This window comes from Melioribacter sulfuriphilus (genome assembly GCF_052656625.1).
In genome coordinates this window covers 256,249-271,669 of record NZ_JBQXXK010000002.1, presented here as the reverse complement: position 1 = coordinate 271,669, position 15,421 = coordinate 256,249, and the positions used below count along the sequence as shown (strand labels likewise).

Below are 15,421 nucleotides of genomic sequence, written 5' to 3'. Positions count from 1 at the left end.
TTATGAAGCGACTATTCATTTTAATAATGGCTTTAATGTTAATGAGCGCATGCAGTACAAAAAAATCTCCGGAAGATTTTCTCGATGCCAATTTTGTTCTTGTTACTGTCCCTCAACAAAACTTCGACTTAAGCAAGCGCCAGAAAGATTATCTGCTACTTTTCAAGCACAGATTTCCCAGCGATGAAATTAGAGAGTATTTTAAAATAAATCAGATGCAATTTAACGAAGAAATCAATTTCCTCTTTTCAAATAACCTCATAAAAAAAGACGACGATAATTTTCAGCCAGCATTCCCCGTAATTTCCAGCGACGACTATAATGATATTTTAAATAGACTCGATTCGTTAATTAAAGATGTAAGGATAATTATTCTCGATCGCCTCGATAATATTGAGAACGAATACAAGAAAAACAAAATGAGCAAACCTTTTAATGACATTGCGTACTTTGTGATTCGTGACTATTCCATTATGAAAAATATTTCCGATTATATTATTAAAGTCGAACCACCACTCAGAGGCGGAGATAGGTTCTATGCAGCATTATTTGAAAAAGAAATTCTGAACAATGGCAGATTAAGAAGTAAAATTATTTTTGAGAAAGATGAATTAAAGACGATTGAAAATATTTCAAAGATTACTCAAAAAGATTTGGTCGAATACTTTGATAGACAAATTCCAAGGCTGGTAAAATATTATCTTGAAAGTAGCTTTAAGGATCAGTGCAGCTTTAGAGAATGGCTTTATTGGACAGTCTATATTGTGGCCGACAGGGTTACAGACTTGTTAAATAAAGACGGATATATTAATTTACCTCAGCAAGTAGAGCTGGTGATGAAATAGAGTGAATATGAAAAAAATATTGGTCATATTGCTCTTGCTTCTGCCTTTTGCTGAACATTACACTCAGGAAAAGAGAGATGTTCGGGATAAAGTTGGTTTTTGCTGGGATGCAAGCGAGATGGAACGTTTTGTTAGTTGGTTGAATAAAAATTCGAGCGACAATATTAATTTCAAAGGACGTTTGATTGCCGCAATATCTGTTCACGACGATTATCTCTATGCTGGTAAAGTTTATCATCCTCTTTTCAAATTGATCGATGCAAAAGAAGTAATTATTCTGGGAGTTACACATTCGACAGTCAGAAAAGAATTGGGGACTTTCAGAAACAAATTAATCCTCGAGAATCATGATGCGTGGACTGGAATTTACAACGACGTAAAAATTTCACCCCTGAGAGAAATTATCAAGAAAAAATTAGACCGAAACTATTATGTAATTAATAACAGGGCTCATCAAATAGAACATTCGATCGAAGCTGTTATCCCGTTTCTTCAATTTTATAATAAAGAAATAAAGATAACTCCAGTAATGGTTACGGCTATGAATCGGGACACAATGGAAATAATATCGAAAGAGCTTTCGGAGATTATTTCTCAATATATTATTGAACGTCAACTAACGCTTGGAAAAGATATTTTTATATTGATATCGAACGATGCAAATCATTACGGCGTTGATTTTAACAATTATCCTTACGGTATTGATGAAGCTGCTCATAAAAGCGCAATCGATAATGACCTCAGAATAATAAATAATTATCTCGTGGGTGTTATTGGTAAAGAAAAAATTATAGGTCTTTATGGAGAATTAATCGATGGTGTAAATCGAGGTACACAACCTCTCTGGTGTGGAAGATATCCGCTTTTATTCGGTCTTATGACTGTTAAAAATGTAGTTGATCAATTAAATCTCGGTAGCATTCACGGTGCGTTAATAAAATATTCCGATACCTACACAGAAAAACTTCTTCCTTTTGAAGGAAGTTCAATGGGTACAACGGCGCCTTATTCTCTCGATCACTGGGTGGGATTCTTTACGCTGGGATTTTATATTGACAGAGAAAGCAGGTGATATCTTAATTGTCTTTGATGTTTTTTTTCAATTTTTCAATTTCATCCCTAAGAAAAGCTGCACGTTCGAATTCGAGGTCTTTTGCTGCGGCGTACATTTCTTCGGTCATCTGTTCAATCAATTCTTTTTTCTGTTCGTCTGTCATATACTTAATGACCGGTTCTACTACTTTGAGCACTGAAGTTTCTGCAGGTTCGCTCTCTTTTCTACGAACATCCGCAATCGAGGTCGAACTGAGGATTTCCTCGACGCTTTTATAGACGGTTTGGGGTGTAATGCCGTGTTTATCGTTATATTCTTGCTGAAGTTTTCTTCGGCGGTAAGTTTCATCGATTGTTTTACGCATTGATTCTGTTATAACGTCTGCGTACATGATTACCTTGCCGTTTATGTTTCTTGCGGTTCTGCCGGCAGTTTGCATAAGCGAGCGTTCGCTTCTCAAGAAACCTTCTTTATCGGCATCGAGAATTGCGACGAGTGAAACTTCCGGCAAATCCAGACCTTCGCGTAATAAATTAACCCCCACAAGTACATCGAAGTCCCCCATACGCAGGTCGCGTATAATTTCGACTCTTTCAAGAGCGTCGATATCGCTGTGGATATAACGCACTTTGATGTTGAGTTTATCGAGATAATCGGTAAGATCTTCGGCCATTTTTTTCGTTAAAGTAGTTACTAGAGTTCGTTCTTTATTTTTGACGCGTTTGCGAATTTCTCCGATTAAATCGTCAATCTGACCGGCGACGGGACGTACTTCAATTTCAGGGTCGAGTAGTCCTGTAGGCCGAATAATTTGTTCCACATAGGCGCCGCCGCTTTTTTCGAGTTCATAATCACCCGGTGTTGCGCTTACGTAAATTACCTGGTTGACAAGATTTTCGAATTCCTCGAATTTAAGAGGTCTATTGTCGAGTGCTGAAGGTAATCGGAAACCGTATTCAACGAGAGTTTCTTTGCGGGAGCGATCGCCGTTGTACATTCCTCTTATTTGAGGAATTGTAACGTGCGATTCATCAATTATCAGAAGATAATCTTTCGGAAAATAGTCGAAAAGGCAATAGGGTCGCGAGCCAGGTGGTCTGCCGTCAATATGGCGCGAATAATTTTCAATTCCGGAACAGTAACCAATTTCGCGCATCATTTCGATATCAAAACGGGTGCGCTGTTCGAGCCGCTGTGCTTCGACGTATTTTTCCTGTGACCAGAAATACTGCAGGCGTTCTTTAAGTTCCTCTTCGATCGATTTGATTGCGCGGTTGATCTGTTCTTTAGTTGTTACAAAATATTTCGCCGGATAGATCGGTGCAGAATCTACCTCTCTAATTGTGTCGCCAGTAATTGAATCGATCACCGAGATTCGCTCGATTTCGTCGCCCCAGAATTCTACCCTTATGGCCTCTTCGTATTGATAAGCTGGAATAATTTCAATGACGTCTCCGCGCGCCCTGAAAGTGCCTCTCGAAAATTCGATATCGTTGCGGGTGTAATAAATGTCGATTAAATCCCTCATAAGTTTCTTGCGGTTTATTTCCTGACCTTTTCTGAGAAATAAAATCTGACGGGCATATTCATCAGGTGCACCGATACCGTAAATGCTCGAAACGCTCGCAACGATAATTACATCGCGTCGGCCTTCAATTAATGCCGTAGTTGCCTTAAGCCGCAGTCGATCAATTTCTTCATTTACCGAAAAATCTTTTTCTATATATAAATCCCTTTTGACCACATAGGCTTCCGGTTGATAGTAATCGTAGTAACTTATGAAAAACTCGACGGCGTTCTTGGGAAAAAACGATTTAAATTCAGAATAGAGTTGGGCAGCGAGAGTTTTGTTGTGCGAAATAATAAGTGTAGGTCGATTAGCCTCCTTAATCACATTGGAAATCGTATAAGTTTTTCCACTGCCTGTAACTCCAAGCAGAACCTGATGCTTCAGTCCCTTATTGAGCCCTTCGACCAATTCCTTAATTGCCTTCGGCTGATCGCCCGAAGGCTGGTAACTGGAAACTAATTCAAATTTCATACTTAGTTGCGTGTCCTGACTTCTGCAGCATGAAAATAACCGTCGTGTAAATGTCCTCTCAAAGTAACATTATTTGTTACATCCATTCCCGGTGGCAGTTTAATAGGACCCAAAACTTTCATTTGAATTCCAGCTCTATCTTCAACGTAAAAAACAGTTCCACCCGAAGCCTGATCGATAAAAAATCCTTTATCGTGAATCACTTTTACAATTATATCCCTGTTTACGTTGCTGTTTTTATCGAAATCAGAAAAGAGTCCCAGATCATCCTTTGGATTGAAATATGTAATATAAATAACCAAAACTACAGCCACGATCATTACAGGTAAAATAATTTTATTTATTTTCATAAAACACTTTCGTTTCGTTTAATTGAGTAATAAATATATAAAATCTCTCAAGACATGAGCAAATTAGTAAGGAACCTGTTTTATTTGTTAAATTTAATATCCCAAAATTAAAGAGGTTATTTATGAAATCGAGAATTATAATGATTTGTTTGTTTTCTTTTGGTATAATTTATTCTCAGACCCCCGATTCGCTGGAAGGGAAGTGGATTCCGGGACTTGTAATGGGACTTGGAATCAACCAGGTGGCATTCAATAACTGGGTAAAAGGGGGCGAAAATTCGATTGCATGGACGCTATATGGCGATTTTAAATTAAGTCGCGGCACAGAAAAATGGAACTTTAAACATCAATTAAAAGCGGCGTATGGAAGGGCAAAAATAGGCGAAGCTACTTACAAAACGACCGAAAACGACCTTTTTATGGAAGATGTTCTTTCGTATAAGGCAGGTTGGGCTATCGATCCATTTTTTTCGAATTCCGTCAGAACACAGGTTACGAAAGGTTATGATTACAAATTATCTAACGCTCCGAATGTTTCGGATTTTTTTGATCCAGGATATATTACACAAACATTCGGCTTTGCTTACAATAAATACGCAAATATTACCACCAGAGTTGGTCTCGCATTTCAGGAGGTAATATCGAATCGGTTTACTCAATATACAGACAATCCCGAAACAAGCGAAATTGAAACATTCAAATTCGAAACCGGATTCGAGTCGGTGACAGATATGAATTTTAATCTCGACGATAATATCGTTCTTGCGAGTAAATTGAGATTTTTCTCCCGATTCGAAAGCCTCGATGTCTGGGACGTTCGATGGGATAATGTAATTACTGCAAAAGTTAATAACTGGTTGAGTGTCAACTTTACTTACCTTCTGCTCTATGAAAAAGCGCAATCATTAAAAACACAAACGAAAGAGGCATTGCAAATAGGAATTACTTATTCTATTTTGTAATTATGGGAATGTTATTAAATCAAATAATTTTTCTTGCCTCGTCATTTATTGCAGCGGCTGGATTAATTTATGTAATCTATGCTCGAGCTGATGAATCGATAAATTCAAAGATCTTCTTGCTGACGCTTTTTCTTGTAATTGCATATTTGATATCTCATACAATTCATTTTGTCTTCATGCCCACCTACGATGTTACATTGCTCGACCGATCGTGCCATTCTTTGCTTCTTCTGATTATGGTATCAATTACTTTTTTTACTATTTATTATCCCCGTAAAATTTTCAAGACGAAGCTGGCGGAATTTTTGGTCATAGTTCCATTGGTATTACTGCTGGTTATGTTGTGGAAAGGATGGTTGATAAGGGAATCATACGCACACGACCATGGTTTCTATCCATATTTCACCAATCTCTATCCACTCTATTTAATCTGGTATTTGATCTTAATCCTTCTGAATTATTTCTGGATAATTTCAAAATACAGATCGACGGAAAACAAACTTCACAAAAAACAATTAATCCTTTACTTGTTTGGACTCGTTATTACCAATACAGCCACATACATTTTTGGTTTACTTTTGCCATGGATACTCGGTTTTTATTATCTCGTTGAAATAAGTCCTCTTGCTTTTATGGTTGGATTTATTTTTTTTACTTCAATTGCTGTGGGTAAATATAATATGTTCCCCGTTGCAAAGGAGAAGGTCTCGTCTTTCAGTCTTAATAGAAAAATATTTTTCGTTGCTCTGGTCATAGTTCCGATAATAATTTTGCTTATTCAAATTCCCATAGGCAGAGTATTGTTCGGTATAAATCCTGGCAAGGAACAAATAAGATTTTTCTTTTATAGCGTGCTGGTGGGAATTACGGTAAGCATTACACTTTCATTTGTGTTTTCCAGGATAATAGCGCAACCGATTTCTCTTTTGATTGAGAAAGTAAATGAAATAGAACGTGGTAATTTTAATGTTAAGACGAACATTCGCTCAAATGACGAAATAGGCGAGTTGTCCCGCGCATTCGACAGTATGGCTGAGACATTGAGTAATAGCAACAGTGAGTTAAAAAGAAAGGAAGAAAGAATTTCAATTTTGTTGAATGCCTTCGAGAAATCGCTTGCCGCTATAGCCATAGTCGATGAAGATTTGAATATTATCGAAGCAAACGAGCGATTTTACGAAATCTGCGGATTCAAACGTGATACTGAACTGAACGGAAAATCAATATTAGAAATACAGTTCAGCGGGTCGAAAAAAATACTGAATGAAATTGTTAACAGCGTTAAACAGAAAAAAATTTATTTAAGTGAAATACAGATTATAGTTCAGGATGGTAGTCAGAAGGATTTATTGATTTCTGTTTCAGAAATTGGCGAAACCAGGCGAGGTTATCTTTTCGTGGAAATCGATATAAGCGACAGGAAAAAACTCGAAGCAGAAATAATCAGGGCTGAAAAATTTGCTTCGCTCGGGAAAATGGCAGCCATTCTGGCTCACGAAATTAAAACTCCCCTCACCTCCATTAAAATGAATGCCGACATTCTTCGCAAATCATTGATTCTATCGGATGACGAAAAAGAATCATTTGTAATAATCGACAAAGAGATTACGAGACTTACAAACCTGGTCAAGGAAGTGCTTCAGTTTTCGAAAGAACTGACAATTTCAAAAAGCGAAACTGATATTCATTCTTTATGCGAGGACGTAATTCAACAAATACTTCCTAAATTATCTGATAAAAAAACCTTGATTCTTAATCACACTGCAAATACCTGGCTCAACGTCGATCCGGATAAATTCAAACAGGTTCTTATTAATCTTGCTCAAAATGCACTCGAAGCGATGGATGAAAATGGTAGACTTGAATTTTATTCCACGATAGAAAATGATTTCTTCTGTCTCTATGTCAAAGACAATGGCAAAGGAATTAAAGAGGGGGATAAAATATACGATCCATTTTACACAACCAAAGCTTCGGGCACGGGTCTCGGCCTTTCGATTTCAAAAAAAATAATTGAGCTTCATGGCGGTGATTTGATATTGAAAAAATCGGAGCCAGGAGAAACCATTTTCGAAATTAAAATTCCGTATCAAAAATGAGATCTAAATTGTTAATCATTGACGACGACGATTCGATTCGTCAAACATTAACCAATTACTTCAAAAAACTTGGTTACAACGTGGTGGCGGCTCGTGATGGGAATGAAGGGTACGAGATGCTTCAAAAAATGCTGCCGGATCTTGTTATCTCGGATATCAGAATGCCTGGCCTATCGGGTCTTGAATTTTTACGGAAAGCAAAAGAAACTGACGAGCATATAAAAGTAATTTTAATAACTGCGCACGACGATTATCGAACCACAATCGAAGCCATGCAAAAAGGAGCTTACGACTATTTTGAAAAACCGCTCGACATAGAAAAACTTAAAATTGCAGTGGAACGAGCTCTCGAGTCGAAGCAACTGAGTGAGAGAATCGACTCGATTATTGAAAAAGAAGCCGAAGAATTTCAACCCGAAAAAAGACTAATCGGTAAATCCCATGCCATGAAAGAAATTTATAAGATTATTGGACAGGTCTCCACAAGCAGAGTAACAATTCTTATTCAGGGCGAAAGTGGCACGGGAAAAGAACTGATTGCAAAATCAATTCATTACAGCGGAATTACTCAGAATCAGCCCTTTGTTGCAGTTAATTGTACGGCTATCACCGAATCGCTCCTTGAAAGCGAATTGTTTGGACACGAAAAAGGTGCCTTTACAGGAGCCGACAGACTAAAAAAAGGTAAATTCGAATTAGCCGGCGAGGGAACGATTTTTCTCGATGAAATTTCCGAAATGTCTCCCCATCTTCAAGTGAAATTGTTAAGAGTGCTGCAAGAAAAAGAATTCGAACGTGTCGGGGGCGAATATTTAATACCGATGAAAGCTCGTATTATTGCAGCTACAAACAGGAATCTGGAACAACTTGTAAATGAAGGCAAATTCCGTGAGGATCTTTTTTTTCGCTTGAAAGTCGTTTCGATCGATGTTCCCCCTCTCAGAGAACGAAAAGAAGATATTCCACTGCTGGTTAACTATTTCCTCCATAAATTAAACTCCGAACTGCATAAGAATGTAAATAAAATTTCATCGGAAGCAATTGAATCGTTAATTGAATACGATTGGCCCGGTAACATACGCGAACTTGAGAATACTCTCATGCAGGCTATTGTTCTTTCGAACGATGAAATATTGCACAAAGAAAATCTTTTGATAAAAGCTGGTCTTTACAACGACTCTAATAAATTAATATCACTCAAAGAAGTAGAAAAAAAACATATCAAATTTGTTCTCGAACATACCAAATGGAACAAGCCAGAAGCAGCGAAGATTCTGGGAATATCGTTGCCTACTTTATATTCAAAAATTGAAAATTACGGTTTAGCTGAAGATGGCGAATAAAATCCAAAAAACTAATGCTCTAAGACTGCTCGATAAGTTGAATGTCAAGTACGAAACCGCTGTTTATGAATTCAACGAAGATGAAATCGACGCACTTTCTGTGGCTAAAAAAATCAATGCTGAAGCGGAGCGGGTCTTCAAAACACTTGTTGCAAAAGGCGGCGGTGAAATTTTTGTTTTTGTTATTCCCGGAAATTGCGAGATCGACCTGAAAAAAGCAGCTAATGCTGCCAATGTAAAAAAAATCGATCTGGTTAAAGTTAAAGAATTGCTACCTCTCACAGGATATATCAGGGGTGGATGTTCACCAATTGGGATGAAAAAAATCTACCCAACATTTATCGACGAAACTGCCCAACTCTGGGATAAAATATACGTAAGTGCGGGTGTACGAGGTATGCAATTGTTAATTTCGCCCGATGATCTGAAAAATGTAACTAATGCCTCGTGGGCTGACCTGTTAAAATAACCTTATCGATTTATTTTTATTTTATGCCGTTTTTTCTTAGATTTGAAATCAAAAAAAAGGAGAATATTCAATGGCAAAACAACAAAGCTTCGCAGATAAAGCAAAAAGCAAAGCAAAAGCAGCTTTCGTTAATGTTAAAGTGGTTTCTACTGTTAAATCCGAAAACGGTAAATACAAATTTCAGGAAAGATTCGTAAAACTTGACGACGTAAATAAAGTTACATCTATAAAATAACTCCTTTAATGTAACATCTTTTACTGTCCGAATTATCCTGTCTAAAATCTTGTAGTACTATCTCCGCTATCCTGTCGATGAGAATTGGTGTATCTGGTAAAGCCTGGTGAGTGTGCATAGTCTAATTTTTTTTAAATAAATCGAGAGAGGAACCTGTCATGAGAAACTATAAGAGTTATACGCTAAGAAATTGGAAGGAATTGCCACAATTACAGAAATTGGACGATAATCAGAAAAGAGCTATTGAAGTTGTTGGAGCGGTTCTTCCTTTCAAAACAAATAATTATGTGGTTGAAGAACTTATCGATTGGGATAAAGTTCCGGACGATCCAATTTTTACACTTACATTTCCCCGGGCAGAAATGCTGAGTCAAGAACATTTCAAAGAAATTGAAAAACTTTTAGACTCCGGTGCGCCGCAGGACAAAATCAAAAAAATAGTCAATAACATTAGATGGGAGCTAAATCCACATCCAGCAGGACAAAAATACAACGTTCCCAGAATTGACGGCATTGAATTGACTGGAGTCCAGCATAAGTACAGGGAAACAGTGTTGTTCTTTCCGAGTCAGGGACAAACATGCCACGCTTACTGTACATTTTGTTTTAGATGGCCACAATTTGTGGGCATAAGTGAATTAAAATTTGCCATGAAAGAAACAGAATTGCTGATTAAATATTTGAAGGAACATACTGAAGTAACAGACCTGCTTTTTACAGGCGGTGATCCGTTGATAATGAAAACAAAAATTCTTGCTTCTTATATCGAACAGATCCTTAACGCCAATATGGAACACCTGCAGACAATTAGAATTGGCACTAAAGCCATCGGTTACTGGCCATATCGTTTCATTGACGAGCCCGATGCAGACGACTTGATTAAGCTTTTCGAAAAGATAGTTGCAAAAGGTAAAAATCTCGCAATCATGGCACACTTCAATCATCCTGTGGAATTAAGCACACCTGCAGCCGAAACAGCAATAAGAAGGATAAGAGCTACCGGTGCTCAAATAAGAACTCAATCGCCGTTATTGAAGCATATCAATGCTTCACCTGGAATATGGGCTGAAATGTGGCGAAAACAGGTTAACTTGAATTGTATTCCATATTACATGTTTATTGCACGCGACACAGGTGCACAGGAATTCTTTGGTGTGCCTCTTGTCGAAGCATGGAATATTTATCGTAATGCTTATCAAAGTGTAAGTGGAGTTTGCCGTACGGTAAGAGGACCAAGTATGAGTGCCACCCCGGGCAAAGTACAGATTCTCGGTGTAAATGAGGTCAATGGCGAAAAGATCATTGTGTTAAGATTTCTCCAGGGCAGAAATCCCGATTGGGTTGCAAAGCCGTTCTTTGCTAAATACGATGAAAATGCAATCTGGCTTGACCAGCTTAAGCCTGCTTTCGGAGAAGACAAATTCTTCTTTGAAGAAGAACTCGAATCGATCTTTCACGAACATATCTACGACGACGAATCGGAAAACTTTGAATAATAGATTTATTATTTTCATAATAAAGCCCGGATTAATCTTAATGCGTGATTATTCCGGGATTTTTTTACTATTTATTAATTGAACTAAATTACGGAATTATTAGATATAATTTAATAACTTTGACCTGACAACTTTATAAAACTCTGATGATTAGAGAGCGGCTTACAATTCTATTAATAATTTTTGTAATTGCGCAATTAATACAGGCGCAGAATAAGGATGTGGAAATATATCGCAAAACTGCTCTCGAACATATGGAAAATGGTAGGTACGGCGAAGCAATTGACCAGTTAAACAAGTATATCTCTGCAGTTCCACAAAATCCCGAAGGTTATAATTTACGTGCGCGCTGTTTCGAACAGAGAAAGCAGTACGAAAATGCCGTGCTCGATTTCAGAAGAGCGATTGCACTCGAAAAGAACAATACCAGGAGGAATGAGTATCTCAAAAATCTCAGAAGAGTTCAGGAAGTGTGGTATAACATCCTCAACAAAAAAATTGAAGGTCATCTGAGGGAAATTGCCATTAATCCAGACAATCCGATCAACTACCTCGAAATAGGAAAGTGTTATCGCTGGATGGAAATCTGGAACAAGGCTGAGGAATGGTACGACGAATATCTCAAGCGAGACGACAACGCCTCGCCAGATGAAATTATTAGATATACAGAAATTTTAGCTAAAACTGGGAGTATTACTAAAGGTGAAAAGATATTAAAAAAGTATGTAGAAAGATATCCCGACGACTGGCGGCTTTGGAGCAGGTATGGATATTTTACAATGTGGCTTAGCAAATACAATATTGCCAAAGATGCTTTCGAAAAAGCTCTTGCAATAAAGCCGTTCTTCAAAGAAGCTCGCGACGGTCTGGATATCGTTAACAGGCAAGCTTATGTAACGCAGCAAAATCCACGAGCCTTCGAAAAAGAATATCCGATTGATCGTTATTATCGTCTTCTTAAAAAAGATCCCTCCGATGTTGAAATAAGATTTAAACTCGTCGACGAATTGCTTAAAGCCAAAAGAATCGAAGAGGCATATCAACAACTTCAAATTATCGGTTTTGCGCATAGCGACGACGAACGGTTTCAGTCTAAGTGGGATTATGTGGTGCAATTCCGCGATAGTCTTTATCGGCTTAATCTCGACAGAGCAAAATTGAGATTGGCAAATAATTCTCTCGACAAAGATGCTCTTAAAATTCTTTCCCGCTATTATGAGTATCTACAATTTTACGACAGTGCCCTGACTTATCTCGACAAATATTTTGAACAAGTACCAGACGAGGATGACCCCGAATTGATTTATCAGTACGCCAGGATATTGGCGTGGAATCGCGAGTTCGACAGGTCTATCGATATAATGGATAAGCTTCTGGAAAAATTTCCCGATAATCTCGATTATCAATTGTTCAGAGCTCAGGTCTCGGTATGGATTAAAAGAGATATGGAACTTGCCAGAGAATATCTCAATAACGTTTTACAGAAAAGGCCGAATAATCTGGATGCAAATATCGCGATGGGCTCCTTAATGTTGATTGAAAGAAATTTTGAAGAAGCGCAAAAGTATGCCGACAAAGCCCGCAGTATCGATCCGACAAACGACGAAGTAATTAAATTACAGTCGGATATTGACTGGCAAAAACTGAGAGAAGAGGAAGAAAAGCTCTATAGTATTCTGGAGAAAGGACGAAAAGAAGTTCTTGACGGTCATTGCGAAGATGGACTGGTTTATTATGAAGAATACATGTCGAAAGCTGAACCGAATTTATTGATACTCAAGGAATATGGCGACGTCCTCTTCTGTGCTAAAGAGTATCAACGCGCTCTCGAAGCTTATAATCAGGTGCTTGAATTGGGATATAATTACGATGCAGCAATGCAAAGGGCAAAAGTTTATTATGCACTGGGCGATTCTGTCAATGCAGTCAAAGCATTTAAAGAGCTTATTAAAGAGGATTCGACGGACTTTGAAGCGCATTTGTACCTCGGCGATTCTTATTTGAAACTTGGCGAGCCCGATTCTGCACGTAAAATTTATAATATGCTACTCGAAACCTGGGATCTCGACTCTTCAAAAGTCGAGTTGGTAAAACTACGTAAAGGCTGGCTGCCAGTTACTGGAATAGCCGCCATCCTCGAAACATTTCCATACTATGTCGGGATCGCACCTCTATCACAATATTATTCCGATAATATTAGTTTTAGTCTGTCCACTTTCGGTTTACGCGCCGACCTGGGTATTAATAATTATTTGTCGGCGGGATTTCTGTTCAGTTCTACCCGACTAAATTCGAACTCACAAATTCTGAATCCCGACATAATTTCTACCTATGATTATATTGGAACAAGGAATTATAGAACATTAAAAGGTTTGGTTACAATCCGCATTTCGAAATATTTCAATGTTGGAACGGGAGTGGGAGTTACAAATTCGGCGGGCAGGTTACAACGAGATGAAAAGGAAGTTTTCGCAAATTTTGAAATCAGAGATACTGTTTCAGTATCTTTCACTTATCAAAATTCGGATGGCGCATTGATTCTCTATTCGCCTTATTTAATCGACCAGACGTATTATGCCTCGCTCTATCGTGTCGGCGGATATTATATTCACAAGAACGGACTAAAGATCAGCGGGTCTTTTCAATACATTTCTGTCTCGGATATCAACGAAGGCAACGATTTGATGATAAGACTTGGTAAATATGTCTATAGCGATCTAATCGTTGGATACGAATATTATTACACGAATTATAAATTTAAGTCGCAATATTATTACTCACCGCAAAATTTTGAATCTCACAGTTTCTGGCTGGATAATGAACTGGAGAAAAAGAAGGATTTAACCGTTGTACTCGGGGGAAAAATTGGTTACATCCCTTTCAGTAAATTTATTGCTCTCGAAGGACACCTCGAACTTTTGTATCGTCCTTTAGAAAACCTTACAATCAGTGGAAGAATGGGGATGGGCAGCACCTCAAGGGACGACGCGAGCTACAGATATTTTTCAACTCAATTATCTATCTACTGGACAGCTTTTTAAGGTGAAAAAATGAGACTATTTTTTTCGGTTTTCTTGTTGTTGTCTATTATCTGTAGTGCACAGAATTATAAATTGAGCGGCGAAGCTGTCCAGGGCTCAATTATAATTGGAAGTGGAGAGAATGTAGTGGAAGTATATCTGAATAAAAAGCCGATCCCGGTAGATAAAAACGGTAGATTTGTAATTGGCTTCGACAGGAACGAAAAAGGGTTAAGGACATTAAAAATCAAATTCAAAGACGGTACAATTAAAACTAAGAAACTAACCATTAAAAAACGGAAATATGAAATTCAGCGCTTGAAAATCAAAGATAAATACGTAGATCCTCCTGAGGAAGATATGGAAAGAATAGATCGGGAGTTGGAGATTATGAAAGAAGCCCGCAAAAAAATTGGGCAGATCGATTCGATGATGTTCGATGACGGATTTGTTATGCCGGTGGAAGGTGGCGAAATTACAGCTGTTTTTGGTAGTCAGAGAATTCTCAATGGGATTCCTAAGAAGCCTCATAATGGAATTGATATCGGAGATGTAGAAGTAGGCACTCAGGTAAAAGCGGCTGCAGACGGTATCGTTGTTCTGGCGGGAGAAGATTTCTATTTCAACGGCAATTTTGTTTTAATCGATCACGGGCTGGGCTTAAATACAATTTATCTGCATCTGAATAAATTGTACGTTACTGATGGTCAATTAGTTAAAAAAGGTGAAGTGATTGGCGAAGTTGGATCGACAGGGCGGTCGACCGGACCACATCTCCACTGGGGAGTACAATGGTATTCCAAGAGAATTGACCCGCTGAGTATCTTGAATCTCAGCGCAAATTAATAATTGAGAAGTTCACGGATATCATCTATAACTTTAACTCCAGCCGATTTTAATACTTTCTTCGACTGGTGTCCTGTTGACAATAGAATGCAGTCGGCACCAATAGCTTTTGCCACTTCAAAATCGTGCAGTGTGTCGCCAATAAGCAATAGCCTGCCATTGCCGTTTCCAATCTTTTTGAGTAATTCGAGTCCAAGATGAAGTTTTCCCGCGGCATAAATATTATCGAGTCCTACTATGTGGCTACAATATTTATCGATGCCAAGACGCATTGCCATTTCTTCGAGTGTGTGTTGTGAGTAAGCAGAAAGTATCGATTGTTCGACTGAGTTGTTTCTAATTCTTTCCATTACATCGAGAACGCCGTCATAAATTGAACATTCGTATTTTCTTTTTTCATATTCTTCAATCCAGAGCCTGCCTATAACTTCAAATGGCTCCTTTTCGAAATCGAACCCAAGCTTTGCATAATAATCTTTAACGGGAATTGTAAAGACGTCTTTATAAATTTCTTTTGTTATGTTCGGTAGGTTCCTTTCGCGTAGGAGCCGGTTGATAATTTCAATTCCCAGATCGACGTCGTTTAAAATTGTTCCGTTCCAGTCCCAGATTATATGTCTGTATTTATTAAGCATTTTTTGATGCAAAAATAATAAAATTA

13 protein-coding genes are annotated in these 15,421 nt (G+C 38.0%); 10 read left to right on the top strand and 3 right to left on the bottom strand.

Annotated elements, in window-relative coordinates; genetic code table 11:
• Positions 1-2: 2 nt before the first annotated feature.
• Positions 3-845 (top strand): putative periplasmic lipoprotein, encoded by an 843-nt coding sequence (locus ACUN8G_RS03095; protein WP_437345658.1) that lies wholly within the window; start codon positions 3-5, stop codon positions 843-845.
• Between the two features lie 7 nt (positions 846-852).
• Entirely contained in the window at positions 853-1,917 is a 1,065-nt protein-coding gene (gene amrB / locus ACUN8G_RS03090; protein WP_437345657.1) for an AmmeMemoRadiSam system protein B, read from the top strand.
• A gap of 4 nt (positions 1,918-1,921) precedes the next feature.
• Here the strand turns inward: amrB and uvrB are convergent, their stop codons facing one another.
• Entirely contained in the window at positions 1,922-3,940 is a 2,019-nt protein-coding gene (uvrB, locus tag ACUN8G_RS03085) for an excinuclease ABC subunit UvrB (RefSeq protein WP_437345656.1), read from the bottom strand.
• A 2-nt stretch (positions 3,941-3,942) separates the two neighbouring features.
• Positions 3,943-4,290 carry a hypothetical protein gene (locus ACUN8G_RS03080; RefSeq protein ID WP_437345655.1) on the bottom strand — a complete coding sequence of 116 codons (348 nt, stop codon included), beginning with the start codon at positions 4,288-4,290 and terminating at the stop codon, positions 3,943-3,945.
• Between the two features lie 122 nt (positions 4,291-4,412).
• Here ACUN8G_RS03080 and ACUN8G_RS03075 point away from each other — a divergent pair, with 122 nt between their 5' ends.
• From ACUN8G_RS03075 to ACUN8G_RS03040, 8 genes are all read left to right on the top strand, one after another.
• On the top strand, positions 4,413-5,252 hold the full coding sequence (locus tag ACUN8G_RS03075; RefSeq protein ID WP_437345654.1) for a DUF3078 domain-containing protein: 840 nt from the start codon (positions 4,413-4,415) through the stop codon (positions 5,250-5,252).
• Between the two features lie 8 nt (positions 5,253-5,260).
• The gene (locus tag ACUN8G_RS03070; protein WP_437345653.1) at positions 5,261-7,351 is read left to right on the top strand and encodes a sensor histidine kinase; all 2,091 of its coding nucleotides are present in this window, start codon (positions 5,261-5,263) and stop codon (positions 7,349-7,351) included.
• The gene (locus tag ACUN8G_RS03065; RefSeq protein ID WP_437345652.1) at positions 7,348-8,694 is read left to right on the top strand and encodes a sigma-54-dependent transcriptional regulator; all 1,347 of its coding nucleotides are present in this window, start codon (positions 7,348-7,350) and stop codon (positions 8,692-8,694) included. The genes ACUN8G_RS03070 and ACUN8G_RS03065 overlap by 4 nt, the downstream gene beginning before the upstream one ends.
• Entirely contained in the window at positions 8,684-9,163 is a 480-nt protein-coding gene (gene ybaK, locus ACUN8G_RS03060; RefSeq protein WP_437345651.1) for a Cys-tRNA(Pro) deacylase, read from the top strand. The genes ACUN8G_RS03065 and ybaK overlap by 11 nt, the downstream gene beginning before the upstream one ends.
• A gap of 70 nt (positions 9,164-9,233) precedes the next feature.
• Positions 9,234-9,398, top strand: a complete 165-nt coding sequence (locus ACUN8G_RS03055; RefSeq protein WP_437345650.1) for a hypothetical protein — start codon at positions 9,234-9,236, stop codon at positions 9,396-9,398.
• Between the two features lie 158 nt (positions 9,399-9,556).
• Positions 9,557-10,894 carry a KamA family radical SAM protein gene (locus ACUN8G_RS03050; protein ID WP_437345649.1) on the top strand — a complete coding sequence of 446 codons (1,338 nt, stop codon included), beginning with the start codon at positions 9,557-9,559 and terminating at the stop codon, positions 10,892-10,894.
• A gap of 146 nt (positions 10,895-11,040) precedes the next feature.
• A complete protein-coding gene (locus ACUN8G_RS03045) occupies positions 11,041-13,935 on the top strand; it encodes a tetratricopeptide repeat protein (protein WP_437345648.1) in 2,895 nt (964 codons plus the stop codon).
• A 9-nt stretch (positions 13,936-13,944) separates the two neighbouring features.
• Positions 13,945-14,760 (top strand): M23 family metallopeptidase, encoded by an 816-nt coding sequence (locus ACUN8G_RS03040; protein ID WP_437345647.1) that lies wholly within the window; start codon positions 13,945-13,947, stop codon positions 14,758-14,760.
• Here the strand turns inward: ACUN8G_RS03040 and ACUN8G_RS03035 are convergent.
• Positions 14,757-15,395: an HAD family hydrolase gene (locus tag ACUN8G_RS03035; RefSeq protein WP_437345646.1), complete on the bottom strand. Its 639-nt coding sequence runs from the start codon at positions 15,393-15,395 to the stop codon at positions 14,757-14,759. The genes ACUN8G_RS03040 and ACUN8G_RS03035 overlap by 4 nt on opposite strands.
• Positions 15,396-15,421 lie beyond the last annotated feature (26 nt).